The sequence below is a fragment of the Devosia sp. genome (assembly GCF_035944845.1).
Lineage (GTDB): Bacteria > Pseudomonadota > Alphaproteobacteria > Rhizobiales > Devosiaceae > Devosia_A.
Map to the genome: position 1 here is coordinate 23,184 of NZ_DASZAW010000007.1, position 22,218 is coordinate 45,401.

The 22,218-nt window shown below is 65.6% G+C and carries 27 protein-coding genes; 16 read left to right on the top strand and 11 right to left on the bottom strand.

Annotation, left to right across the window (positions count from 1 at the left end; translation table 11 throughout):
• Positions 1-143 precede the first annotated feature (143 nt).
• Positions 144-869 (top strand): GntR family transcriptional regulator, encoded by a 726-nt coding sequence (locus VGV07_RS01145; RefSeq protein ID WP_326866842.1) that lies wholly within the window; start codon positions 144-146, stop codon positions 867-869.
• A gap of 6 nt (positions 870-875) precedes the next feature.
• Here the strand turns inward: VGV07_RS01145 and VGV07_RS01150 are convergent, their stop codons facing one another.
• From VGV07_RS01150 to VGV07_RS01185, 8 genes are all read right to left on the bottom strand, one after another.
• Positions 876-1,757 (bottom strand): alpha/beta hydrolase, encoded by an 882-nt coding sequence (locus tag VGV07_RS01150; protein WP_326866843.1) that lies wholly within the window; start codon positions 1,755-1,757, stop codon positions 876-878.
• Positions 1,758-1,770: 13 nt separating this feature from the next.
• On the bottom strand, positions 1,771-2,247 hold the full coding sequence (locus tag VGV07_RS01155) for an SRPBCC domain-containing protein (protein WP_326866844.1): 477 nt from the start codon (positions 2,245-2,247) through the stop codon (positions 1,771-1,773).
• 8 nt (positions 2,248-2,255) lie between these two features.
• Complete coding sequence (locus tag VGV07_RS01160) at positions 2,256-2,603, bottom strand: metalloregulator ArsR/SmtB family transcription factor (protein WP_326866845.1); 348 nt, start codon at positions 2,601-2,603, stop codon at positions 2,256-2,258.
• Between the two features lie 201 nt (positions 2,604-2,804).
• Positions 2,805-3,281, bottom strand: a complete 477-nt coding sequence (locus VGV07_RS01165; RefSeq protein WP_326866846.1) for a hypothetical protein — start codon at positions 3,279-3,281, stop codon at positions 2,805-2,807.
• A gap of 57 nt (positions 3,282-3,338) precedes the next feature.
• A complete protein-coding gene (locus VGV07_RS01170) occupies positions 3,339-3,644 on the bottom strand; it encodes a hypothetical protein (protein ID WP_326866847.1) in 306 nt (101 codons plus the stop codon).
• 18 nt (positions 3,645-3,662) lie between these two features.
• Positions 3,663-4,346 carry a L,D-transpeptidase gene (locus VGV07_RS01175; RefSeq protein ID WP_326866848.1) on the bottom strand — a complete coding sequence of 228 codons (684 nt, stop codon included), beginning with the start codon at positions 4,344-4,346 and terminating at the stop codon, positions 3,663-3,665.
• Positions 4,343-5,332, bottom strand: coding sequence for a glycine betaine ABC transporter substrate-binding protein (locus VGV07_RS01180; protein ID WP_326866849.1), 990 nt, complete (start codon positions 5,330-5,332; stop codon positions 4,343-4,345). The genes VGV07_RS01175 and VGV07_RS01180 overlap by 4 nt, the downstream gene beginning before the upstream one ends.
• A gap of 279 nt (positions 5,333-5,611) precedes the next feature.
• Positions 5,612-5,881, bottom strand: coding sequence for a hypothetical protein (locus tag VGV07_RS01185; protein WP_326866850.1), 270 nt, complete (start codon positions 5,879-5,881; stop codon positions 5,612-5,614).
• Positions 5,882-6,229: 348 nt separating this feature from the next.
• On the opposite strand from VGV07_RS01185, the gene VGV07_RS01190 reads away from it, so the two are divergent.
• The 4 genes from VGV07_RS01190 (at position 6,230) to VGV07_RS01205 (ending at position 8,718) form a co-directional block, all read left to right on the top strand.
• Entirely contained in the window at positions 6,230-6,922 is a 693-nt protein-coding gene (locus VGV07_RS01190; RefSeq protein ID WP_326866851.1) for a L,D-transpeptidase, read from the top strand.
• A gap of 208 nt (positions 6,923-7,130) precedes the next feature.
• Positions 7,131-7,934, top strand: coding sequence for an NAD(P)/FAD-dependent oxidoreductase (locus VGV07_RS01195; protein ID WP_326866852.1), 804 nt, complete (start codon positions 7,131-7,133; stop codon positions 7,932-7,934).
• On the top strand, positions 7,931-8,365 hold the full coding sequence (locus VGV07_RS01200) for a hypothetical protein (protein WP_326866854.1): 435 nt from the start codon (positions 7,931-7,933) through the stop codon (positions 8,363-8,365). Before VGV07_RS01195 ends, VGV07_RS01200 begins: the two co-directional genes overlap by 4 nt.
• A 200-nt stretch (positions 8,366-8,565) precedes the next feature.
• Positions 8,566-8,718: a hypothetical protein gene (locus VGV07_RS01205; RefSeq protein WP_326866855.1), complete on the top strand. Its 153-nt coding sequence runs from the start codon at positions 8,566-8,568 to the stop codon at positions 8,716-8,718.
• Positions 8,719-8,805: 87 nt separating this feature from the next.
• Here the strand turns inward: VGV07_RS01205 and VGV07_RS01210 are convergent, their stop codons facing one another.
• The 3 genes from VGV07_RS01210 to VGV07_RS01220 all read right to left on the bottom strand — a co-directional run bounded on the left by VGV07_RS01210 (position 8,806) and on the right by VGV07_RS01220 (position 10,810).
• Complete coding sequence (locus tag VGV07_RS01210; RefSeq protein ID WP_326866856.1) at positions 8,806-9,804, bottom strand: DUF930 domain-containing protein; 999 nt, start codon at positions 9,802-9,804, stop codon at positions 8,806-8,808.
• Between the two features lie 239 nt (positions 9,805-10,043).
• Complete coding sequence (locus VGV07_RS01215; RefSeq protein WP_326866857.1) at positions 10,044-10,355, bottom strand: helix-turn-helix transcriptional regulator; 312 nt, start codon at positions 10,353-10,355, stop codon at positions 10,044-10,046.
• Positions 10,286-10,810, bottom strand: a complete 525-nt coding sequence (locus tag VGV07_RS01220; protein ID WP_326866858.1) for a hypothetical protein — start codon at positions 10,808-10,810, stop codon at positions 10,286-10,288. The genes VGV07_RS01215 and VGV07_RS01220 overlap by 70 nt, the downstream gene beginning before the upstream one ends.
• Positions 10,811-11,083: 273 nt before the next feature.
• On the opposite strand from VGV07_RS01220, the gene VGV07_RS01225 reads away from it, so the two are divergent.
• From VGV07_RS01225 to VGV07_RS01275, 11 genes are all read left to right on the top strand, one after another.
• Positions 11,084-11,521, top strand: coding sequence for a DoxX family protein (locus tag VGV07_RS01225; protein WP_326866859.1), 438 nt, complete (start codon positions 11,084-11,086; stop codon positions 11,519-11,521).
• Positions 11,522-11,556: 35 nt separating this feature from the next.
• Complete coding sequence (locus tag VGV07_RS01230) at positions 11,557-12,204, top strand: dihydrofolate reductase family protein (RefSeq protein ID WP_326866860.1); 648 nt, start codon at positions 11,557-11,559, stop codon at positions 12,202-12,204.
• Between the two features lie 52 nt (positions 12,205-12,256).
• Positions 12,257-13,795: a hypothetical protein gene (locus VGV07_RS01235; RefSeq protein WP_326866861.1), complete on the top strand. Its 1,539-nt coding sequence runs from the start codon at positions 12,257-12,259 to the stop codon at positions 13,793-13,795.
• 86 nt (positions 13,796-13,881) lie between these two features.
• Positions 13,882-14,112 (top strand): hypothetical protein, encoded by a 231-nt coding sequence (locus VGV07_RS01240; RefSeq protein WP_326866862.1) that lies wholly within the window; start codon positions 13,882-13,884, stop codon positions 14,110-14,112.
• A 264-nt stretch (positions 14,113-14,376) separates the two neighbouring features.
• Positions 14,377-14,625 (top strand): hypothetical protein, encoded by a 249-nt coding sequence (locus VGV07_RS01245; RefSeq protein ID WP_326866863.1) that lies wholly within the window; start codon positions 14,377-14,379, stop codon positions 14,623-14,625.
• Between the two features lie 2 nt (positions 14,626-14,627).
• Complete coding sequence (locus VGV07_RS01250; RefSeq protein ID WP_326866864.1) at positions 14,628-15,329, top strand: thioredoxin family protein; 702 nt, start codon at positions 14,628-14,630, stop codon at positions 15,327-15,329.
• 261 nt (positions 15,330-15,590) lie between these two features.
• The gene (locus VGV07_RS01255; protein WP_326866866.1) at positions 15,591-15,734 is read left to right on the top strand and encodes a hypothetical protein; all 144 of its coding nucleotides are present in this window, start codon (positions 15,591-15,593) and stop codon (positions 15,732-15,734) included.
• A 160-nt stretch (positions 15,735-15,894) separates the two neighbouring features.
• A complete protein-coding gene (locus VGV07_RS01260; RefSeq protein WP_326866867.1) occupies positions 15,895-17,076 on the top strand; it encodes a D-alanyl-D-alanine carboxypeptidase in 1,182 nt (393 codons plus the stop codon).
• 226 nt (positions 17,077-17,302) lie between these two features.
• Entirely contained in the window at positions 17,303-17,689 is a 387-nt protein-coding gene (locus VGV07_RS01265) for a hypothetical protein (protein ID WP_326866868.1), read from the top strand.
• Positions 17,690-17,718: 29 nt separating this feature from the next.
• Positions 17,719-18,375 (top strand): DUF4760 domain-containing protein, encoded by a 657-nt coding sequence (locus tag VGV07_RS01270; RefSeq protein ID WP_326866869.1) that lies wholly within the window; start codon positions 17,719-17,721, stop codon positions 18,373-18,375.
• Positions 18,376-18,377: 2 nt separating this feature from the next.
• Positions 18,378-22,172 (top strand): CHAT domain-containing protein, encoded by a 3,795-nt coding sequence (locus tag VGV07_RS01275; protein ID WP_326866870.1) that lies wholly within the window; start codon positions 18,378-18,380, stop codon positions 22,170-22,172.
• Positions 22,173-22,218: the final 46 nt, after the last annotated feature.

A 22,218-nucleotide genomic window follows, 5' to 3' on the forward strand; every position in this document is an offset into this window, starting at 1 on the left:
GTGCAATTTGTGGGCATATTGTCACGCAGTCTATTATTTAGGCACGTGTTCGCGAACGTCGCCAAAATTGTATGCAATCCTGGCGTCGGATGTATTCAGTTTCACCCTTCCCCGCTGACCGATTCCCGTTATGAATGGGCGGCATGGGGTTCGACCTGAAAACCAGCAGCCAGCCGTTCGCGCCGCTCCGCGGCGGCGAGGATCGGGCGCTTGCCATCCGCGAGCAGTTGCGCGACGCGATCATCGATCGCCGGCTGGCGCCGGGCGCCAAGCTCAGCGAGGCCGAGGTCGGCGCCCTGTTCGACGTCAGCCGCACGGTGGTGCGGGCGGCGCTGCAGATGCTCACCTTCGAAGGACTGGTGAAAGCCGAGCGCAACCGTGGCGCCTTCGTTGCCAACCCCACTCCGGAAGAGGCGCGCCAGGTATTCAATTCCCGCCGCCTGATCGAACCGGCGCTGGCGCTCGAAGCGGCGCGGCGCCTGACCTCGAGCGACATCGCGGCGTTCCGCCAGCGGCTGGCGCTTGAATCGCAGTTGCTGCACGAGCGCGGCGCCACCGCGCGACGCGCCGAGATTCGCGCCTCGGGCGATTTCCACCTGCTGCTGGCCAGCGTTGCCGGCAACGCCATCCTTGCCCGTTTCATGGAGGAGCTGGTGGCCCGCTCCTCGCTGGTGATCGCCCTTTACGGCCGCACCGGCGCCTCCAGCTGCGGCCATAACGAGCATGGCGACATCCTCGCGGCGCTCGAGCGCCGCGATGCCCCCGAAGCCAGCCGCCTGCTGCTTCGCCATATCGACCACATCGAAGCCGACCTCGACCTCAGGGTCACCGAAGGCCTCGCCCTGCGCGACGCGCTGGGCGGCAAGTGACGGGCGCTACTGCCTCAGAAACGCCGTCGCCGCCTCGATGAGCAGCGGCGCCTCGATCACGCTGTAATGCGTGGTACCGGGGAGGATGGAGAGCTGGCTCGCGGGGCGCTGCGAGCCGTCGAGCCCGGCGTCGCGCTGGCCGCCGCCCAACAGCTTCCAGAACGCCACCATGTGCTCGGGCCGGATCGAATCTGCATCGGCGAACACCAGCAGCGTCGGCGCCTTGATGGTCTTGATCGCTTCGCTCCAGTCGCGCTCGGGCTGGTTCATCGCGGCGGATTTGCGCATCACCCGCTCCCAGTCGACGCCGGGATAGAGCGCGGCCAGCGGCGAGGCGGCGAGTTGCTGGCCGATGGCGGCGGCTTTCCCCGTCATCTCGGCAAAAGCCTGCCGCACCTCGGGATAGTCGCCCTCGGTGCTGAAGGCCACCGAGACCGACACCAGCTTTTCCACCAGGTCCGGGTGGCGGATCGCCACCTGCAGCGCCACCGCGGCACCGAGCGAATAGCCCATGACACGCGCCTTGGAGAGGCCGAGGTGCCGGAGGACCGCGGCAACATCGTCGGCCATCACCTCGCCGCTCCAGGGCGCCTCGCTGTCGCTGCTGTGGCCATGGCCGCGCAGGTGGATGGCGATCACCTGCTGCGTCTTCGCCATCGCCTCGAGCGGTGCGCCGAAGGTGGTGGACGGGGTGACGCCGCCATGCAGCAGCACGAGCGGCGGACCATTGCCGTGGATCTCGTAGTAAATTTCGACGCCGTCGACCGGGACCCTGCCGGTGCTGCTGGGTGTGCTCATCGGAAAATCCTTTGCGGTTTGGGCCATGGCGGGCGCCGCGACGAGGGCCGCAGCGATAAGGGTGAAGCTCACGAAGGTCCGTCGCAGCATGATCGCGTCCTTGTCAGCGTGACGCGAGCTGCCGCTCGAGCTTGTCGAGGGCCTGGTTGGTGCCGGCGTAGAACCCGCCGGTCATCGCGAAGTCGAGGTTCGCAGCGCTCTCGAACTCGGCGCGCATGGTGAAGATGGTTTCCTCGCCCATGGCTTCGAACGTGAGGGTCGCGACATAGGTCGGCGGCAGGTTGGGCCGCCCGGCCACCTCGGGCGGGCGCACCGGCCGGTAGACGATGCGCTCGGGCGCGACGATCTCGATGAACTTGTAGCGCACCAGGCGCTCGGCGCCGTCCGGCGCCCGCATGGTGACGTGCCAGGCGCCGCCGGCGCTGAACTCGAGCCTGGTGATTTCGGAGGTGAAGCTCTCCGGGCCCCACCATTGCGCCAGCAAATACGGATCCTCGAAGGTGCGCCACACGAGACTGCGCGGCGCCTTCAGCCGGCGGGTGATCACCAGTTCGCGCTGTTCAAGGGGATCGCGATCCATGACGCGCCTCAGTTCTTCTTGCCTGAGCCATCGGCCGACTGCAGCCGTTCGAGCAACCCGTCGAGCCGGTTGAGGCTGCCATCCCAGAATTTCGAGAACTCCTCGATCCAGTCGAACGCCTCGCGCAGCGGCGCCGCCTCGAGCCGGCAGGGCCTGAGCTGCGCATTGCGCCCGCGGCTGATCAGGCCCGCCCCCTCGAGCACTTTGAGGTGCTTGCAGATCGCCGGGATGCTCATCTCGAACGGCGCGGCCAGCTCCTTCACCGACGCCTCGCCATCCATCAATCGCACGAGGATGGCCCGGCGCGTCGGGTCGGCAATGGCCGAAAGTGTGAGGCTGACCTGGTCGGGCTGCATGTCCAGTTCCACTATCTAACCGATTGGTTAGCTAACTGATTGGTTAGATACAGCGCGATTGCGAAGCGTGTCAAGCGACAGCCTCGCGGCCTGGCCGGCGTGAAATCCACCAGAAGGCTGATGCTGCCCGCGACGGCTACACGAAACCTGGCCCGTCGGACCCGCGGCCCGTGGCGTCGTGGCGGATCATGCCCTGCCCCGTCAGTTCCGGGTCGCGGTGAACGTGCGGCTGCGCTCGCCCCTTACGGTGGGGTGATAGGTGCAGCGGAGCGTCCGAATGCGCGGCGACTGCCCGACGATCACCCGGCCGATCGCCCCGAGCAGCCCGCCATAGCTGCGGCAATCGATGGTGGCCTCTTCCCAGGCCCGGCCGCGCCCGCAGGAGGCACGCTGCAGGTCGATGAGAATATCGCGCCCCGAGGTACGCCAGGTCAGCCGGCCATCGCAGCGGACGCCGCCGCCGCGCACTTCGTAGGTTCCGCGCCGCTCGAGGCAGAAGGTGAGCCGGTAGGGCCCGAACAGGTTCTCGTTGGCTCGGAAGCAGCCATTGACCGGAACCCCGACCGGGTGATCGGGCACCATCACCATCGGCGCGATATCCTGCGCCATGGGCATGGGCGATTGGAGCACGGCGAGCATCAGGATGCCGCTCAGCAGTGATTTGGCCAGTCGATGCATTTCGGTTCCTCCTTTTGACTCTTTTGACTAGGTACGTCCTCTAGACCGTTGATTTCGTTAGCTGCGTTCGAGCGAGACGATGCTGCCCTTGTCATCGATGATGCAGCGCGCCCCGCCGATCGGCAGCCGCACGTCCACCTCGAACGTGCCGGCCACGGTGCCCGGGCGCGACGCCGAGGGCAGCACTTTGTCGGCAGCAACGCTGAAGCGCGTCGCCGCCTCGCCGGCGCAAAGCAACTGCAGGTCGGCCGGCGCGGTCAGCGCGCTCGAGCGGATGGTTGCAGCAGGCGGCGCGGTGGAGGCGCAGGCAGCCACGAGGAGCAGCAGTGCCGGCGCGCCGAGAACCTGTAGCGGTTTGAGCATCATGAGCCTCCGGCTCGGCTAGACGCCGCGATAGAGCGCGGCCCCCGACATCAGGACGATGACTTTGGTCTTGATGGCGACCCGCGAATAGAGATCGGTCACGTCATCATTGTTGAGGCGAATGCAGCCCGACGAGATGTTGAGCCCGATCGACCAGGGCTCGGCCGTGCCGTGGATCCGATAAATCGTATCCTTGCCGCCCTCGTAGAGGTACATGGCGCGGGCGCCGAGCGGGTTGTCGGGGCCGCCCGGCATGCCGTTGGCCCATTGGGCCGAGCGTGGGTCGCGGGCGATCATCTCGGGTGGCGGGGTCCAGGACGGCCACTCCACCATGCGGCCGATGCTGACGATGCCGGCCCAGCCGAAGCCGTCGCGGCCGACCCCGATGCCATAGCGGATGGCCTTAAAATCCGGCTGTACCAGGTAGAGGAAATGCCGGTCGCCATCGATGATGATGGTGCCGGGCTTTTCGGCGGTGCGGAACGGCACGAGCTGGCGTTTGAACTCCGCCGGCACCGAGCCATAGGCCTGGTAATATTGCTGGGCGCGGCTCGGATCATAGTCGATCCACTTCTTGCGCTTGGCGTCGTAGATCTGCGAGTAGACCGCCTGCGCCCGTGCCGGCCCCGCGCCGACGAGGCCGGCTGCCAGCCCTGCCCCGGCCAGCGCCAGCAGCCGGCGCCGCGACACCCCGCCGCTCATTTGAACCACCCCTCGACGCGGGCCCGATTGGCGGCCAGCCACTCCTCGGCGGCCGCCTCGGGCGACTTGCCGTCGACTTCCACGGCATAGCTCATCGCTGCGATGTCGCCCGGCTCGAACTGCATACGCGCCAGCATCTCGGCCAGTTCCGGTCGCTCGGTGGTCAACCGCGTGGCAAAGGCGATGGAAAGGCTCGATTTGTCCCAGCCGGTTTCGGCGCGCGAATGCGCGAGCCAGTCCTTGTCGTCGGCCGGGGCGACGATGCTCCAGCGCGCCGCGTCGTAAGCCGGCTCCTCCAGCACGACGATGTCGTGCAGCACGAACACGTGGTGCGGCGAATAGCAGTAGAACACCACCGGCCGATCGAGCGCGCTGCCAGCGTCGACCGCAGCCATGGCCACCGCTTCGGCGCCTTCGAGCAACTGCATTGTCTGGTCGTAGCCGATGCTGCGGGCACGGACCCGTTCGACATTGCTCGAGAACCACGAGCCATCGCCGATCCACAGTTCTCCCCTGCCGTCATCGTCGGTATCGAAGGCGGCGGCGATCTCGGGCTTCGTGAGATCGGCCACCGACCTGATGCCGGTCTGCCTGACGGCGGCGCTGGTGGCGCAGATGCCCTGGTGCCCGGCGACCGAGCGCGGGCTGATCGTAAGGCTCCCGCCCACCCGCTGCACCGCGGCATCGAGGTTGGGCGACCAAAGTTCGGGGTAAATGTCGGCTTCGCCTTTCGCGATCGCCGTCAGCAGCCCGACCGACCCGCGCTCGAGAAAGACCGGCGTGTCGCCGAACTTTTCGGCCGCGAGCTCTCCGATGATGTGACCGGTCACCTGAGCCGACGGCCAAGCGGTCAGCCCGACGATCACCTCTGCTGCGCATGCCGCGCCGGCCCCACCCAGCAACGTGGCCGCCGCGACCACCGACCGCAACGCGCCCATCCGGCCGGAACGGAATCCACGCTTCAATGCCAAATCGATGCGAAACATTGTATTGGCCACCCTCTCGCACCAGTACTTTACGCGCAAGTCAAGTCAGTTCAAGCGCTGAAACTCTCGTCGAAAACTGCCCCTTCATTGGTGTTACTGGTTACTATCTATTTGTGAAAACTGATAGTTTTATCAGCCCGTCCGGAATTGTACGAAAACGTACTGATATCGCGTCGATTGTCCGGGAAAGATACAATCGAGCGGCCAGCCGCATGGGTCATGCGCAGGGGTGGCGCAGCATCGCGCGCATCATCGGCCGGCTGCCGGGTCGGCGCGGGGTCAGGCCGTTAGCTCACCCAGGTAGCGGTCGAGCTGGCCGGCCCATAGCGCCGGCTTGAACAGCAGCGCGTGGCCCATCGGCGCGGCAACGAACCTCCCCTCGCCACCAGCCGATCGAAATCGTTCGAAGTTCTCCCGGCAGTGCTCGATCGCATAGTACTGGTCGGAATTGCCATGCAGCCACAAGGTTTGAATGCGCGCCGCTGCCCCGCGCTCGAACAGCATCGGGTTGACGCGTTCGTAGCTTGGAACCGGGTTCTCCCCCGCCATGCTGCACCGGCGTCATGGCCTGCCGCACATGGAACGCTGGTCCTGCACCGAGAAAGAGGCGCGGGCCGCCGGCTGGCAAAGTCGCGTGTCGAGGGAGGGTGCCGTGGCGCCTGGCTGCGAGACCTGACTGGCTCCGGCAACAGGCCCGGAAATTCTACCACAATCTGTCGCGGTCGCCGCATTGCCAACATAGTTGTGGTTCGCATTTGCTTAGCAAGGGCTATGGGGCGGCCAGCAAGCTGGAAGTTTCCGGGCGGTCGTCGCCGCCGAAGACTTTGCGGTCGCCGGGTGGCGCACAGGTTGATTGCGCAGCGTGACCGCCAGGACGCGGGCAATGGGGGATAGGCCATGACCATCGACAACAGGATTTCCGTGCTTGAAGGCGATGCGGCCGCTCGGCCGGAGAACTTCAGCCGCCGCGCCATGCTATTCGGCTCGCTGGCCGGCCTCGGCGCCCTGGCGTTGGCCGGATGCGCCCCGGCGGGGATGAGTCTGGCTGAAGCCGAAAAGGTCTACGGCCCGCGGCCGAACGAGCGGTTCCCGATCCCCGCCGCCAAGATCAGCAAGATTGACCCGAAATATTACCGCCGCACCGTGAAATACGCGAGCAACGAAGCAGTCGGCACGATCATCGTCGACCCGCGCAACCACTATGTCTACCGCATCGCCGGCGACGGCTATGCGACCCGCTATGGCGTCAGCGTCGGCCGCGCCGGGTTCCTGTGGAGCGGCGATGCCTATATCGGGCGCAAGGCCGAATGGCCGATCTGGACGCCGCCCAAGGAGATGATCGAGCGCCAGCCGGAAGCCGCCAAATATGCCGGCGGCATGAAACCCGGCCTCGACAACCCGCTCGGCGCCCGCGCCCTCTATCTCTACCAGAACGGCGTCTACACGCTCTACACGCTCTACAGCACCAGCGTGCCCGAAACCATCGGCAAGGGCATCTCGAGCGGCTGCATCGGGCTGATCACCCAGGACATGCTCGACCTCTATGACAAGACCCCGGTCAACACCAAGGTGATCGTGCTGAAGGCCTGAGGCGCCTCTGCTGGCGCTCGCGGGCGCGAGGAAAGCCGGGCTGCCCGCCTCAGCCACCAACCAGATGTCCGACGATCACGTACCCGGCTCCAGCGCGGGCTGACACCACCCCGGGCGCAAGCTAAGCTGCTGCCGCAAGGCAATGACGGGCACGAAGAGATCAAGCAACAATCGATCGTAGCCGGATTGCGATTCTGCGGGAACCGACGTGAGCGAAATCCTGGACGTGGTCGTGGTCGGCGCCGGTTGGGCTGGCCTCAGTGTCAGCCACGGCCTCCGCGTCGCAGGCGTTCCCCATGTGGTGATCGAACGTGGGCGTATCGGCGAAACCTGGCGCTCGCAACGCTGGGATTCCTTCCACTTCAATCTGCCAAATGTGCTCTCGATGCTGCCCGGTGATCGCTATGAGGGAACCGAGCCGGAAGGCGCCATGAGCCGCGACGAGTTCGTCGCCCTGCTGGAGGACTATGCCGCTCGGCACGACCTGCCGATTCAACTGGGCGAGGCAGTCGTAGAAGTGACGCCTGACCCGGCGAACAACTTCGCCGTCAGAACCGATGTCCGACAGTTGATAGCGCGGAACGTGGTCGCCGCCAGCGGCAGCCTCAATCGGGCGAGACGCCCGGCCCTGTCACGACAGATCCCGGCGGGAATCGCCCAGATCGACGCATCGAGCTATCGGTCCGCCACGGCTCTCGAACCGGGCGCCGTGCTGGTGGTCGGCAGCGGCCAGTCGGGTGGGCAGATTGCCAAAGACCTGGCCGACGCGGGTCGACAGGTCTTTCTCGCGACAAGCAAGACAGGCCGGCTCGTGCGAGATTATCGCGGGAGGCACCTGGCCCTTTGGCTGGTCGAGACCGGCGCGCTGGAGCAGCGACGCGAAGAGTTCGTTCTCCCGTCGGGCGCTGTGCCTGCCCGCAGCTTGCAAGGCGCGCTGGAGACGCTCAGCCTGCAGGCCCTCAGCGCGCAAGGGGTCACTCTGCTCGGCGGCTCGTGGGCGTCGACGGCTTGATGCTGACCTTCGGGGATGACGCCGCCGAGAATGTCCGCTTTGCTGATGAAGCGGCCACCGCCCTGCGCGCACGGATCGACGACCATATCGCGCGCGCCGGCATTGCGGCGCCGCCCGCAACCGATGACCCGGCCGAAGTCGTGGCGGCACATCTCCCGTCACCGCCCATCAGGTCGCTGGACCTTGCGGGACACGGCATCAGCACCGTCATCTGGTGCACCGGCTTTGATGGCGATTTCAGCTGGCTCAAGGTGCCCGGCGCATTGACGGCGAACCGGCAACCAAACCACGTCAACGGCATGGGTGCCGGCGGGCTTTACTATCCGGGCCTGGACCTTGCAGTCACCCGCAAGTCGGGGACGATCCTCGCGGCCGCAGAGGAAGCGCGCACGATGGTGGCCGATATTCTTGGACGCCTCGGCCGAGCTTAGCGTCAGGTGGTCGAGGCCGATGCGGCCGCGGTGAAAATCGGTCGGACCCCGCATCAGCATGAGCAAGCTGATCCGGCGCTGGACCTGCCAGATCGGGGCCAGCGTCGCGGGGCCGGCCACCCGATAGCGACCTCAGTCCATATGGCTCCCGGACGGCACGGCGTGCAAAGCGGCAGAGGTCGCTTTGGGGAGCGCGTGACGTGGCTGCTGTATTACGCCGGACGATCTGGATCGCGTTACTGATCCTGCCGGCGGCGTTGGCCTTTGCCTTTGCCGTCGCCTGGTCGTTGTCTGAACCGCTGGCCGATGATCCGCCCGAGCCCCACTATCGGCACGGCGCGCCAACGAGCTGATCCGCCGGGCCGATGCGGCGAACCCAGCGCCCACTGCTGCAGGGGACGCGATCGCGCGGTGGCGGGCCTGGCCGCCTGCCGTTCCGGCTAGGTCCTGTTCAGTCGAGCGAGCACCGCGTCGGTCACGTCGGCGCCGAGCCGATAGGAAAACGCGGTGACGCGCGTGAGGTCGTCATTGAGCGTGCAGTCGAAGGCGAGGCCATACCACCTGTCTCCGGAGCGGAAGATCGCGCCGCTCGCTGCAAGCCGGGTACCTGTCATTTCCGACCTGGCATAGGCGTCCGCCATCACCGCGTCGGGCGTAAGGCCCTCACCGGCATTGCCGACCTGGGCCAGTGCTTCGATATTGCAGGTTTGCGCCAGCCGCTTTTCGGGCGGCAGCGTTTCGAGCATCGCGCGCGCCCGCGCCATGCTCGGAACACTCAGCATCGCCTCGAGATAGAAGCGTTCGGCGCGGCGCAGCGCCCCCAGCTCGAGCGTTGCCACATCGGGCTCCGCCGGCAAACCAGGCGGGGCTGCTCCTTCCGCCGTCTCGCCAGTGTCGGCCGTGACCGCCGAGACGGCTCCATCCGGCACGCTGGCTGGGGCAGTCAGCCCCCTCACCTTGGGGCGTGACAGCGGTATCGGAGCTGTCTCTGCTGAAGTCTCCGTACCCCGCACCGGCTCCGATGCTTCAGTGGCGGACGCCTCGGATACAGCCTTTGGGGGCGCCGTTTCGGCCGGCGTCTCGGGCGGGGATCCCTCTGCCGCAGCAGGCGTTGGAGCAGCTGCCTGCTCCGCTGGCGGTGGTTCGGCCGAGGTTACCTCTCCCGGCGGCAAGCTCGCCGCCGAAGCCTCCTTCGCTGGCTCCTCGGCGGGCTCTTCCTTGGGCGGCTCGCTGGCGCTGACCGGCTCCGGCGGCGGCACCAGCTCCACGTCTATCGCCGCCGGCCCTGCGGCTTCGGCACTGTCCGGCAGCGGCTGCCAGAGCAGCAACGCCAGCACCCCGGTATGCAGCATTGCGGAGGCCATCGCCGGCCAGACGCTCCACCGGTCACGCCCGGGTGGGTCGGGGAGCGTCGGCTCGGGCGGCGGGAGGTCGCTCATGGAGCAGCAATTACCATGACGACTATGCCGCTTGCGAGGCATCCTGAGAGGAAGGAAGCACATTCATGCTGCCGCAGCGCGCAAGGCGGACCGCGGCCAGCGGCGCGGAATGGGGCCCGAATGTCGTCCATAGCGAGGACGCTGTTGTCGCAAAGTAGCTGCTCATCGGATCGAGCGAAGCGCCAACGGCGAGCGCACTGCCGGTCAACGTTGCGCGTTGGCTGCGCTCGGCCCCGTGCTCACCGAGCCTGGTGCCGGCCGGTAGCGCGTCGCAACTCCCCGGGCAAGAAGCCGATATGGCTGCGAAACTGCCGGCGGAAATGGCTGATATTCTCAAAGCCCGCCGACCACGCGATATTCCACACCGACAGATCCGTCGTCAGCACCAGTCGCTTGGCGAGTTCCAGCCGTCGGCCGAGCACGTATTGGCCGGGGCTCATACCTGTGGCCGCCTTGAACTGAACCGCGAAATGCCACGGGCTCAGCTCGCAGATCTCGGCCAGTGCGGCAAGGAAAGCTTCCTCGCCAGGTTCGCCTCGACGCAGTCGCACACCGCCCTCAGCCGCCTCAGGTCAAGTTTCCCGGTGGTCTTCACCTTCCTGCCGGCCCCATGCAGGGACAGGATGGCATCGACCGCGCGGCACGCCAGGGTAGAAGCCTCGATGTCGGACAGCGCAACTGCGCCCATGCAGGCCTGCCGGAACCGGTGGGCAAGGCCGAGGAAAGTCGGGTGGACGTCGAACGCCGGGGTCGGGGCTGCTCCCATGGTCGGCTCGATGGCGAAGCGCGGCAGCCCCCGTGCTTCAGCCTCGGCGATCAGCAGTTCGAGATCGGGGTACATATCCAGCGTGTCGCTGTGCTCCCTGACGCGCTGCAGCCGGGTCGCACTCGTACCCATCAGGTAGGCGCTGCCGGGGCTTACCCGCACGTCCTGCACGACGCCCTCATGCTCCACCGCCACGCTCTCGTGGGCTGAGAATACGACTTTGACGCGGTTGGCGCGCACCTCGGTCTGCCCCTCCCAAGGAGGCAACCATGCGTAGTCTACCGTGATGCCCGGCCATGCCAGCTGGCGGTTACGAGCCCCTGAAACCCACTCGGATATCCTGGACACAGGGGTCGGCTGCGGCGCGACCCGCCCCTCACGCCCTTTCGGAGGCGGCCGCTCTGAACCGCAAGAATCGACCCTGTGCCTGCCGGAAGCGTCGTTCATGCTGCACCACAGGCAATTGCCGGCAAGCAAAGGCCTTGCCCACCGCCAGTTTAGTGGAGGAATTGAATGCTTGGCACAACCGCCATTGTGGTCGCGCGACTGATTTTCAGCGGCGCGTTCCTCGTCGCGATGCTGATGAAGTTCGCCGGGATGGAGCATACCGCAGCCGCCATTGCGGCTATCGGCTTCCCGGTGCCCATGTTCTTTGCCTGGGCATCCGCGCTGTTCGAACTGGGCCTGTTGCTGGCGTTCCTCACCGGCGCCTTGTTCACCGAGGCCGCGGTGCTGGCCGCCGCTTACGTGCTGTTCCTCGGCTTTGCGTTCTACGGTCCGGGCACCTGGCCGGGCAACCCGATGCAGATGGGGCTTTTCATCAACCACCTGACCTTCGTCGCCGGACTGTTGTTCGCTGCCGTGCACGGTCCCGGCCGGACGCTGGCGCTGAACTGGACGCTGCCCTGGTTGTCCGGCCATCGATCGGGCGCCGGCAACACGACGAAGTAAGCGCACCGAACCAGGCAAGCCCACGGAGTATGACGATGTCGCTCGTTTACGTTCAGAATTTTTCCGTCTCGCTCGATGGCTTTGGCACCGGCCAAGGCACCAGCCGCGAGGCGCCGTTCGGGCATGCCGGCGAGCGGTTGCACGAGTGGATGTTCTTGACCCGATGGTGGCGGGAGCGCTCGGCCGAGCCGGGCGGCAGCGGCGGCGTCGACGACGCCTTCGTCCGCCGGCACGACGTCGGGATTGGCGCCGAGATCATGGGCGCGGGCAAGTTCGGCTATCCCGGCTGGCACGAGGACCCTGACTGGAAAGGCTGGTGGGGACCTAACCCGCCGTTCCACACCCCGGTTTTCGTGCTTACCCGGCATGTGCGGGCGCCCATCGAGATGGAGGGCGGCACGACCTATCACTTTGTCGATGCCCCGCCGGCCGAGGCGCTCAGCATGGCCCGCGAAGCGGCGCGCGGTCAGGGCATCCGCATCGGCGGCGGCGCCATCGTCATCCGCGATTTCCTTGCTCGAGGACTTGTCGACCACGCCCATGTTGCGGTGGCCCCGATCCTGCTCGGCCGTGGCGTGCGACTGTGGGATGGCCTCGAGGCGCTGGAGCAGAACTATGCGATTGAGGCCACCTCATCGCCCGGCGGCGTGACGCACCTGACTTTCACGCGCCGCGCGCCCTGACGCATCGGCGGCGCGGGTAGGCGAGCATTTCTTCGTTCTTCAAGGCCCTCAGATGACGACGATTGCCAGGGCGCTCGGCGCCCTCCTATGGTTGGTGCTGGGCGCCGGCACCGGCGCCGCTTTCGGCCAGCAACTGCCCAACGCGATGGAACGCTTCGCCGGGGAAACCCAGATCGAGTCGCAGCCGCCCCTGCCGACCCACATGGAGCTTCGCCGGGCGGGATCAACGGTCGAGGCGAGCATTGCCATGCCGATCGGCGCATTCGAAGCGACCGCGACGGAGCGCGATGGCCGCATCACCGGCCGCTTCAGCGGCGCCGGCGGGGAAGGCGACCTGACGCTCGTCATCGACGGCGACAGGTTGACCGGCAACTTCACCCTCGGCGAGGCCAGGGGCACCATCAGCGCCGAGCGCACCCTGCTCGACGCCCAGGCATTCTTCGAGCCGCCCGAGGAGCAACTGGATCTGACGACCGCCCAGTGGCTGGAGGATCTCGACCACCTGGCAGAAATCCTCACCCATAAGCACGCCTCGCCGTTCCATCGGGTTTCGCGCGCCCAGTTCGAGAGCGCGGTGGCGCGCGCTCGTGCGGCGATACCCGACCTCGACGGCATGGGCGTGGCAATGGAATTTCGCAGGCTTGCCGCGCTGCCCGGCGACGGCCACACCGAGGTTGCCCTGCCCCGCGCGCAGCAACGTTTGCCGGTCGAGTTCTTCTGGTTCGAGGATGGCCTGAAAGTGGTCGGCATTTCCGTCGCCCATCGACGCCACCTCGGCTCGCGTCTGGTGGCGGTGAACAACGTGCCTGTCGCTCAGGTGGTCGAGCAACTGCGCGCTTTCATTCCCGCCGGCGAGACGGAATGGTTCATCAGAGAAGGCATGCCCGGCCTGCTGTCCAACCCCGACATTCTCGCGACCGCCGGCATCGGCAACGTTCCATCGGTGACGCTGGCCGTCGAGGCGGCGACCGGCGAGCGCGATACGATTGAACTGGCCGCTGCGCCTGACGCCGCCGAGCAAGCCCTCCTCAATGGCGAAATGCCGTTATGGCGACGGCACGCGACCCAGGGCTTCTGGACCGCACCGCTTGCCGATGGCAGCGTCTACGTGAACTGGCGCTCCTATGATCAGCTCGCGGACCACGCCGCCGCCCTGCTGCACGATCTCGACGCGACGCACCCGCGTCGCCTCATCGTCGACCTGCGCGACAATACCGGCGGGGATTACAATGCCGGCCGTGCCTTGATCGACGAGATCCGCCGTCGTCCCTGGCTCGATCAAGCTGGCGTGCTCTACGTGCTTGTTGGCCGCGCCACCTTTTCGGCCGCGATGACCAACGCCGCCGACTTCAAGACGACGACCACCGCCGTGCTCGTCGGCGAGCCGGCCGGCGCCGCCCCCAATAGCTGGCAGGAAGTCCGGCATTTCACCCTGCCCAATTCCGGGCTACGCGTCGGTGTCTCGACACTTCACTACGAGTTTCTTCCCGGCGCCGCCGAACTCCGCCCCGATCTTGTTGTCCCGCCGGAGCCGGCCGACTGGGGTGCCGAGCTGGACGGAGCGGTAGAGCTGATCCTCTCGCAGCCCTGAGCCCGAAACGCTTTCGGCTACGCGCCATGAACCAAGGCAACGACCCGCCCGCTCGCGGCGTTGCTCTCCGGTGGAGGAGATCGGCGATGGCCAAACAGCACCACTTTATCGTCAACCACCGCGACGACATCTGGCAGTACACCTATCGCGGCAGCATCTTCGCGCATTTCAAATCGCGCCAGGAGGCGATCGACGCGGCGATCGCGGCGGCCCGGGCCACCAATGAGCCATACGTCCAGGTGCTGGTGCAGGATGCCGACATGAAGCAGGAAATGGTCTGGCGGCCTGATGCGGCCGATGAGGCGCCGGAGGCATAGCCTCCTGTCATCGGCCAGGTCCGATGTCCAACCCTTAGCGATGGCCGGTGAGCGGCCAACCGCTGCAGGGTGGCGACTACCCAATCCCCAGGTCCCCGAGGCGTCTAGCCTGGGCGTCGAGACCGAGACACTGTCGATCGCGCTAGCAGCTGCAGCCGCGCCGGGCGCCCTGCCGGCTCCCGGTTGGGCAATAGCGTCACATTTGTAACTCCCAGGCCTCGATGCGACCGGCGTACGAGCAATGCATCGGAAAGGAGCATTGCCATGACACCAACAGGCGCACCGCAAATCCCGATGCTGGCGTTCGCCGCCACCCCGCTGTTTGCGCTGCTGGCGCTGGTATCCGCTGTCGGCATGTCCGGCCCCAGCATCTGCAGTTCGACGCTGCCGCTGCTGCCGATCAACGACATGGCGCTGATGTACCTGCTGATGAGCATCTTCCACGCCGCGCCGTGGCTGCGACTGCTCGCAACCCCGCTGCGTCACACTTTCAACCGCATCGAAGGAGACTGAAAATGCAGCATACAGTTGTCACCCAGGACGAATGGCTGGTCGCCCGCCGCGAGCTGTTGCAGGCGGAAAAGCGGCTCACTCACCTCCGCGACGAAATCGCCAGCCAGCGTGGCGCCCTGCCCTGGGTTGCGGTCGACAAGCCGTATGTGTTCGACACGCTCGAGGGCCCGCGCACCCTGGCTGAGCTGTTCGATGGCCGGTCGCAGCTGATTGTCCAGCACTTCATGTTCGCCCCGGGCTGGGAACAGGGCTGCCGCAGCTGCTCGTTCATGGCCGACCACACCGACGGCATGAACCAGCACCTCGCCCATCACGATGTCACCATGCTCGCGGTGTCGCGGGCTCCGCTGGCCGATATCGAACGCTACCGCCGGCGCATGGGGTGGAAGTTCCGCTGGGTGTCCTCGAATGGCAACGCGTTCAACTACGATTTCCGCGTCAGCTTCACCCCCGAAGAAGTGGCCAGCGGGCACATCGACTACAATTTTGGACAATGGGACGAGACGGGCGAAGAATGGCCCGGGGTGAGCGCCTTCATCAAGGATGAGGCGGGCAAGGTGTACCGCACCTATTCGACCTTCGGCCGCGGCGTCGAGGTAATGATGGGCACCTACGCCATGCTCGACCTCGCGCCCAAGGGACGCAACGAAACCGAGGGCATGGGCTGGCTGCGCCGGCACGACCAGTACGACAAATTCACCTGACATCGTCCGAAGCTGGAGCGAACCGCTGCCGAGCAGCATCGGCTACATCAACGCCCGCCGCGCCATCCGCCGGCTCGCCTCGGGCAACCTGCTGCTGGTCAAGCACGGCACCGCGATCGGCAATGCGACGACGAAACGCCGCGACCTCACCGCCTTCCTCTCCGGCGATGAGGGTCAGACCTGGGAGGGCGGCCTGCTGCTCGAGGGGCGTATGACTGCTCTTGCCCCGACATCAGCCAGTTCGCCGACGGCGCCATCGGCGTGCTCTACGACTATGGCCGCGCCAGCCCCAGCGAAATCCACCTCGCCAGCATCACCGAAGCCGACGTGCTGGCCAGCCATCTTGTCGGCAGCCATTCCCGCCTGGGGGTGGTGCTGGTCAGCCGGGCGACGGAGGCGCGCTGAGGCGGGCCCGCGCTGTTCGCCGGCAGGGAGCGGAGCGGAGATTGGGCTTGTTCACGGTTAATTAGTCATCGCTGCGTTTGCCGCAATCTTATCTTAATTGCTGCGTTCCAACCGCTCTATCACTTCGCCATTGCATCCCTTGCACGGCGAGACGCCTACTATGACCAGATCATTGTTATTGCTCATATTGGCCCTGTTTGTTGGAGCCATTCAGCCACTTCCGGCGCTGGCCGGCTATGCCCACATCATCATCGATGCCAACACCGGTCAGGTGCTGTCGGCCGACGGTGCCGACGTCATCAATCGCCCCGCCTCGCTCACCAAGATGATGACGCTCTACCTGGTCTTCGAGGCCCTTCGCGACGGCCGTCTCGCCTGGGATGAGAGGATCGTCATGACGAAGAACGGGGCGGCGACGGTGCCCACCAAGCTCGGCGTTCCGGCTGGAAAGACATTCACCGTGCGCGAGGGGGTGATGGGCATGATCATCCACTCCGCCAACGACGCCGCCGAGGCGCTTGGCGATTATCTCGCCGGGTCGGAAGGCAAGTTCGGCAAGCTGATGACCAAGCGAGCCCGGCAGCTCGGCATGACCAGCACGGTGTTCCGCAATGCCTCGGGCCTCACCGACAAGCTGCAGGTGACGACGGCCCGTGACCTTGCCACGCTGGCCATCGCGCTGATGCGCGACTTTCCGAGGGAGTACGCGCTTTTCTCTAAGCGATCTTTCAATTTCCGCGGACGCAACATGCGCGGCCACAACAACCTCATGTACCGCTACGAAGGCATGGACGGCATCAAGACCGGCTACACTGACGCCTCGGGCTTCAACATCGCCAGCTCGGTGAAACTTGGCGGCAAGGCGCTCATCGGCGTCGTGCTCGGCGGCAAGACGGCGAAGAGCCGCGACAATCGCATGGCGAACCTGCTCGAAGCAGCATTCCCGATGGCATCCGGGGGCAACCCCGAGCCGATCGTCGCCAGCGTCACCCCGGTGCCGCTGCCGCGCCTGCACCGGCAGGATAGTATCGCCGAGCAGATCGCTGCCGCCGCTATCGAGTTTGGCGACGTGCCCACCGAGGGTGCGGTGTTCGGCCGTTCGAGCGAGTGGGTGGTGCAGATCGCCGCCGCCGACAGCGAGACCGCGGCACTCTCGCTGCTCGATCTGGCGCAGCGCGATCTGGCCGGCGCTTTGCTCGATGCACGGCCCTATACCGAACAGACCGGCAGCGGTCCTGCCATGCTCTATCGCGCCCGTTTCGCCGGCTTTGCCGATCGCGCGGCGTGCCGGCAACTGCAATCGAACCACTACGACTGCATGGTGGTCGCCGGCGGCAACTAGGCCGCGCGGGGTCTGCTCTGCGCGAGGCTGGTGTGGCTCCGAGTCGATGCGGGGCCGCCGAAGCGCTCTCCTATCTGAACAAGCATGTGGTCACGGGAGCCCTTGGAGACAAAGACCCGTCGGGCTCAGGCCTCGATCGCCTCAACAACACGGCGAGCTATATTGACATGTTGAGTTGCTGCGGCTCCCATGATTGAATTGGCGCACAGCAACTTGGGGGGCGCTGTTGTCATTTCTGAAGACGTTAGGATACATGGCCGCTTCAACCATGATCTCAGCTGCCGCGACAGCAGCTGAGCCGTGCATGTTCTGCAACGCATCGGTGCGTCTCGATGAGGCCCTGGCTGCTTGTTTCGAGCAGACTTGGCAAGCAGAGCTGAGCAAGCTGACGGCATCCAACCAGTCACTCGCGATAATCAATCTGGCGGCTTGCGGCGACACGAAACGCACACGCTCCGGCGCCCTTCCAACGGGAAGCGGCGGCGACGGTCTGCTCGACGCGTCATTCATGCTGACGGCGGAGTCGCTGACTTGCTTGGGCGACGCGGTTTCCAGGCGTCAGAAGCCGCTGCCGGCAGCACAACTCTATGTCCTCGCGGAATTGTGCCCGTGACCCGTCGCCCCACGCGCAAGGCACGCGCCGTGAACCAACAGCAAGCCGAGTTCGAAGATCAGAAGAAGCACAATGCGTCCGAGGAGGCGGGAGTCGACAAGGACTTTGCCTGGCCACGAGTCCAGCGCTATTCGCGGGGCCTCGACGACATCTTCGCGCCGCTCGCCAAGGTGGTGGTGTTCGGCACCATCGTGGTGGGCGGCTACCAGTACTTCCAGGCGCAGCATGAATTGCGGGTGGATCGCTCGCTGGAGTACGTCGCCGAATGGAATTCGGCCGGCTACCGGACTGCCTTCGACAAGCTCAACCGGGTTATCTGGCCGATCTATTCGGAGGCAGCCGCCGAGATCGACGCCCTCGCTGGCAGTCCAGCGCAGCGCAACAGCATGCTTGCCAATATCGGTGAACAGGTGACGAGCCCGGCGACTGCCGCGACACGAGAAGCGAGCCGGAATGCCGACCAGGTATTCAGTTTCTTCGAGCGGGCGACATTGTGCGCCAACGAGCAGCTCTGTGATTTCGCTGTGCTTGATACGTTCCTCGGAAACGAAGTGCGTTCGTTCTGGACCTACTTCTCCCGCTATGCCGCGCTGAAGAATAGTACGGGATACTCCACCTACGGCTACTGGACTGAGCGCTTTGCGACCGGACAGGTCGCCAACCGCAAATTCCTGGGAGCGTTCTAGGAATGATCCGGTATCTGCTCTGCATCGCAGCGGCATTGGTTGCCGCCGTTCCTGTGGCTGTCGCAGTTGACCCCGGCAAGCTGCCATATGTCGATCGTGTCCATCTGCAGCAGGCGCTGATCGCCGGGCGCTGGCTCAAAGGGACAGCTGATGGCGCCATAGGGCCGAAGACGCGAGAGGCTGTGCGCAGGTTCGAGGAGTCGGCAGGCAATACCCCTGACGGCGATCTCAGCCCGACCGAGCTTGAGCACCTGATGCTTGGCCGCTCCAATCCCGACGGCTTTGAACTGCTGCCCAACCAGGACCTGAATGGCTTCGACTACCGCTCGGGCATGGATGACAGCAGGCTTGCCAATCTCTCGCTTTCGCAGTGCCAGGGCCTCTGTTCATCGGACGGACAATGCAGCGCCTACACCTACAATGTCGCCGCCCGAGTGTGCTTTCTCAAACAGACGGGAGCGGTGCCGTCAGAGTTCGCCGGCGCCATTTCCGGCCGCCGGCTGTCGGGGGTGACACTTGCAGGATCGCAGCCAGACCCGGCACCGGTCGTACCCGTGGCCCTCGATTGCAGTGCGCTGCCACAGGACCCGCAACTGGAAGCGATTGGCGCTGAGCTGGCCGGCCGCATCTACGATGTCAGTTACGGCTATCAGGCTGGACCGGGCGAGCTCGTGGACCTGCTTGGGACGGCTCGGGAGATCCTGCCGAGGGTGGAGGAACGAGCGCGCCGCGACCTGAAGCGGTTGATTCCCGCCTACGAGTTGCTCGCCTACGGCACCACACCGTGCCTCGAAGTCAGCAAGGCGACGACCGCGGCGCTGCTCAACATCTTCCTCAGTTCCGGCACCAAGGCCGAACGCGATCGGCTGCTGGACTTTGCGGTTATCCATTCGCTCAACGAGGGCATGTTCGCGACCGATATCAACGGGGCAGCCTCCAATGCCTTCAACCTGATCACGGTTCGTTTCGTGCGCCCGGATCTCTTCCGGCAGGCCGCCAGCTACATTGTCAGCTCGGGCTGCCTGCCCGACGAGCCGCCCGCTGCCTGTACGATGGATACTTTCGCCAGCATCTATGACGACCTTGATCGCGGCATGGTGGCCCTCGACTTTCGGCGCGAGGCGTTCCGGCTTGCCGACACCGCCGCTCCCAACGGCCCCGGCGCCATCCGCCTGGCCCGGGCGCTCGCCCGGGCAGAATGGGACAAGGGCTCGGTGTCAACGGCGCAGGACCTGCTGCGATATGGCGTCGCTCCCACCGGCGGCGATATGTCGTCATGGGATTATCGCGACAGGGACAGCCACACAGCGCTTTTGCTGGAACTGGACGAACTGTCGGGTGACGACGCGGCGATGGAGCAACGTATCATCGCCACCATCGAGGATCGGCTGGGCGAAGAAGCAACGATCGCTCCCGGCAACATGCGAGTGATGAATACAGCCGAGCCTACGCCTCTGGTACAGGCCTACATTATGGGGGATGTCTGCAAGAAGTGCAGCGCCGCAGTGGGTAGGCAGGTGCTGCGCTGGGTCCGCTCGCAGGCGATCGGAGGGTCGCCGGACGCCTTCCTGATGCTTCGGAGCCTTCCCGCGAGCCTGGTGAGCGAAGCGGAGCTGGAGCGCGGCGCGCAGCACTTTCTCACCGCCATTGTCGATGGGACCGCTGGCCTCATGGATGTGGTTCCGGCAGAAGAGCTGTCACGGATCAGCCGGCTGCGCGGCCGATCGATGACCGACGCCCAACTGGCAACGGTCGTAGCGCTGGGGCACATCCACCCACAAAGACCATCACCGCTGAATGGCTGGCTGGCGGACTTTGCCCAGTTCATGTTCGAGGACAACAAGGCGCGGAAGCGCCGCTACTACGACGGGCTCCTGACCAACCATTTCAGCCATCTTGAGGAGTTCGGGGGCGACGAAGGGTATGTCGAGCAACTCGACTGGACGGCGCGGCTGACGCGGCGCGCCGGCTACGCCCATGCCGCAATGGTCTTCGACGAACACGCGGTGCGCATCTTTGAAAAGAAGATCGAGCTTATCGGCACCTCGCCGGATGTCGTCGCTGCTGCGCGTGCCGAAGATGCCGAGCAACTCGTTCCATCGCTTGTCCGCCTTGCCCGGTATGAGGGTGTCGGCAGGCCCGGCGCGGGGCGGGAGCGCTTGCGCGCGGCCCACGAGATGGCGCTCGAGACATTGACCGCCAACTGGCGCACCGGCGACCAAAGAATGATCATCAAGCTGCAGCGGCTGCAGGCGGCGCTTGCCCAGAACGCCGAACTCGCCGTGCTGGCCGCTCGAGACGACACCGCCATGAGCACGCAAGCCTTTGAGTCGATGCAGTTGGCGATGCTCGGGAGTACCGCAATCACGGCACAGGCTGCCCAGCGGCAGCGTGTGCTGGTCGATCCCGCTGCGCAACAGGCCCTGGCGGCGCGCGACGCAGCCAGCGAGCAGTTGCAGATGTTCAACTATTATCGGGCCTCCCTGGCTATCGGCGATCCGGAGTTCGAGCAAACCGAAGTGGCTCGGCTGACCGGTAATCTCGCGACTGCGGATGAAGTGCTGGAACAGTATCTTCCCAGCCGCACGCTTGTCGGGATTGCACCGCTGGCGCTGAACGAGGTGAGAGAGCTGCTCAGGCCCAACGAAGCGCTGTTGGTCTTGCATGCGGGCGCCGAGGAACTGGTCGGATCCCTGGTGTTGCAGACGGGTGAGCCGGTGTTTTGGTCGGCGCCGATCCCCGCCGCAGAGCTGACCTCCAGGATTGCTGCCATTCGTCAGACCGTTGAACCGCGGGCCGATGGGACATTGCCGCTTGGGTTCCCGTTCGCTGATGCCCATGGGCTGCTGCAGGAGCTGCTTGGGCCGGCCCTCGATGCAACGAGCGGTTTCAGCCGTCTGGTGATTGTCGTCGATGGTCCGCTGCAGTCGTTACCCTTCTCGATCCTGCCGACACGCGTTCCCGAACACGCGCCCGCGACGGTCGACGATTTCCGAAGCCCCGAGATCGGCTGGCTTGGCGCGGACAAAGCATTGATTTACCTGCCAACGGTTTCCAGCCTGCGCGACCGCGCAATCCAGGGCCCAACCGCCGCACTGCCGTTCGTGGGCTTTGGCAATCCGCTGCTCGACTCCGAGGCCAGCTTTACGACCAGGACGGAGATGGCCGGCCTGGCCAGTGGCACGAGCATCAACTCACTGGCTCCCTTACCTGAAACGCAGGTGGAGGTTTTCGCCCTCGCCCACTTGAGCGGCGCCGGCCGCGACGATGTTTTCGTCGCGGTCGATGCCAGCGAAACCAAGCTCAAGAGCACCCCGCTCTCCGACTACCGCGTGCTGCTGTTCGCGACGCATGGATTGATGGCCGGGGAGCTCGATGGTGTCGATGAGCCAGGACTGATCTTCACACCGCCGCAGGTCGCTTCGGTGCTCGATGACGGCTACCTTGGCCTCAGCGAGATCATGGGGCTGAAGCTAAATGCCGACCTCGTCATCCTTTCGGCCTGCAACACTGCGGCCGGGGATGGAACGGCCGATGCTTCAGGCCTGTCCGGGCTGGCACGTGGTTTCCTGTCGGCCGGAGCTCGATCCGTAGCGGTCACGCACTGGTCCGTTCCGTCGGCGGCCACCTTGTCCCTGAACGTAAAATGGTTCGGGGCCAGGCAGGCGGATGCCGAAGCTGACTGGGCGGAGACGCTTCGCCGAGCGATCGTTGCGATGACGCAGTCCGAAGGACCGGCGGCGTTTGCGCATCCCGCCAACTGGGGCGCCTTCGAGATTTTCGGCAGTCCAGTTTAGCGACCATCGAGCAACGGACTCGTGGCGTAGCGCACAGTCCCGGAAC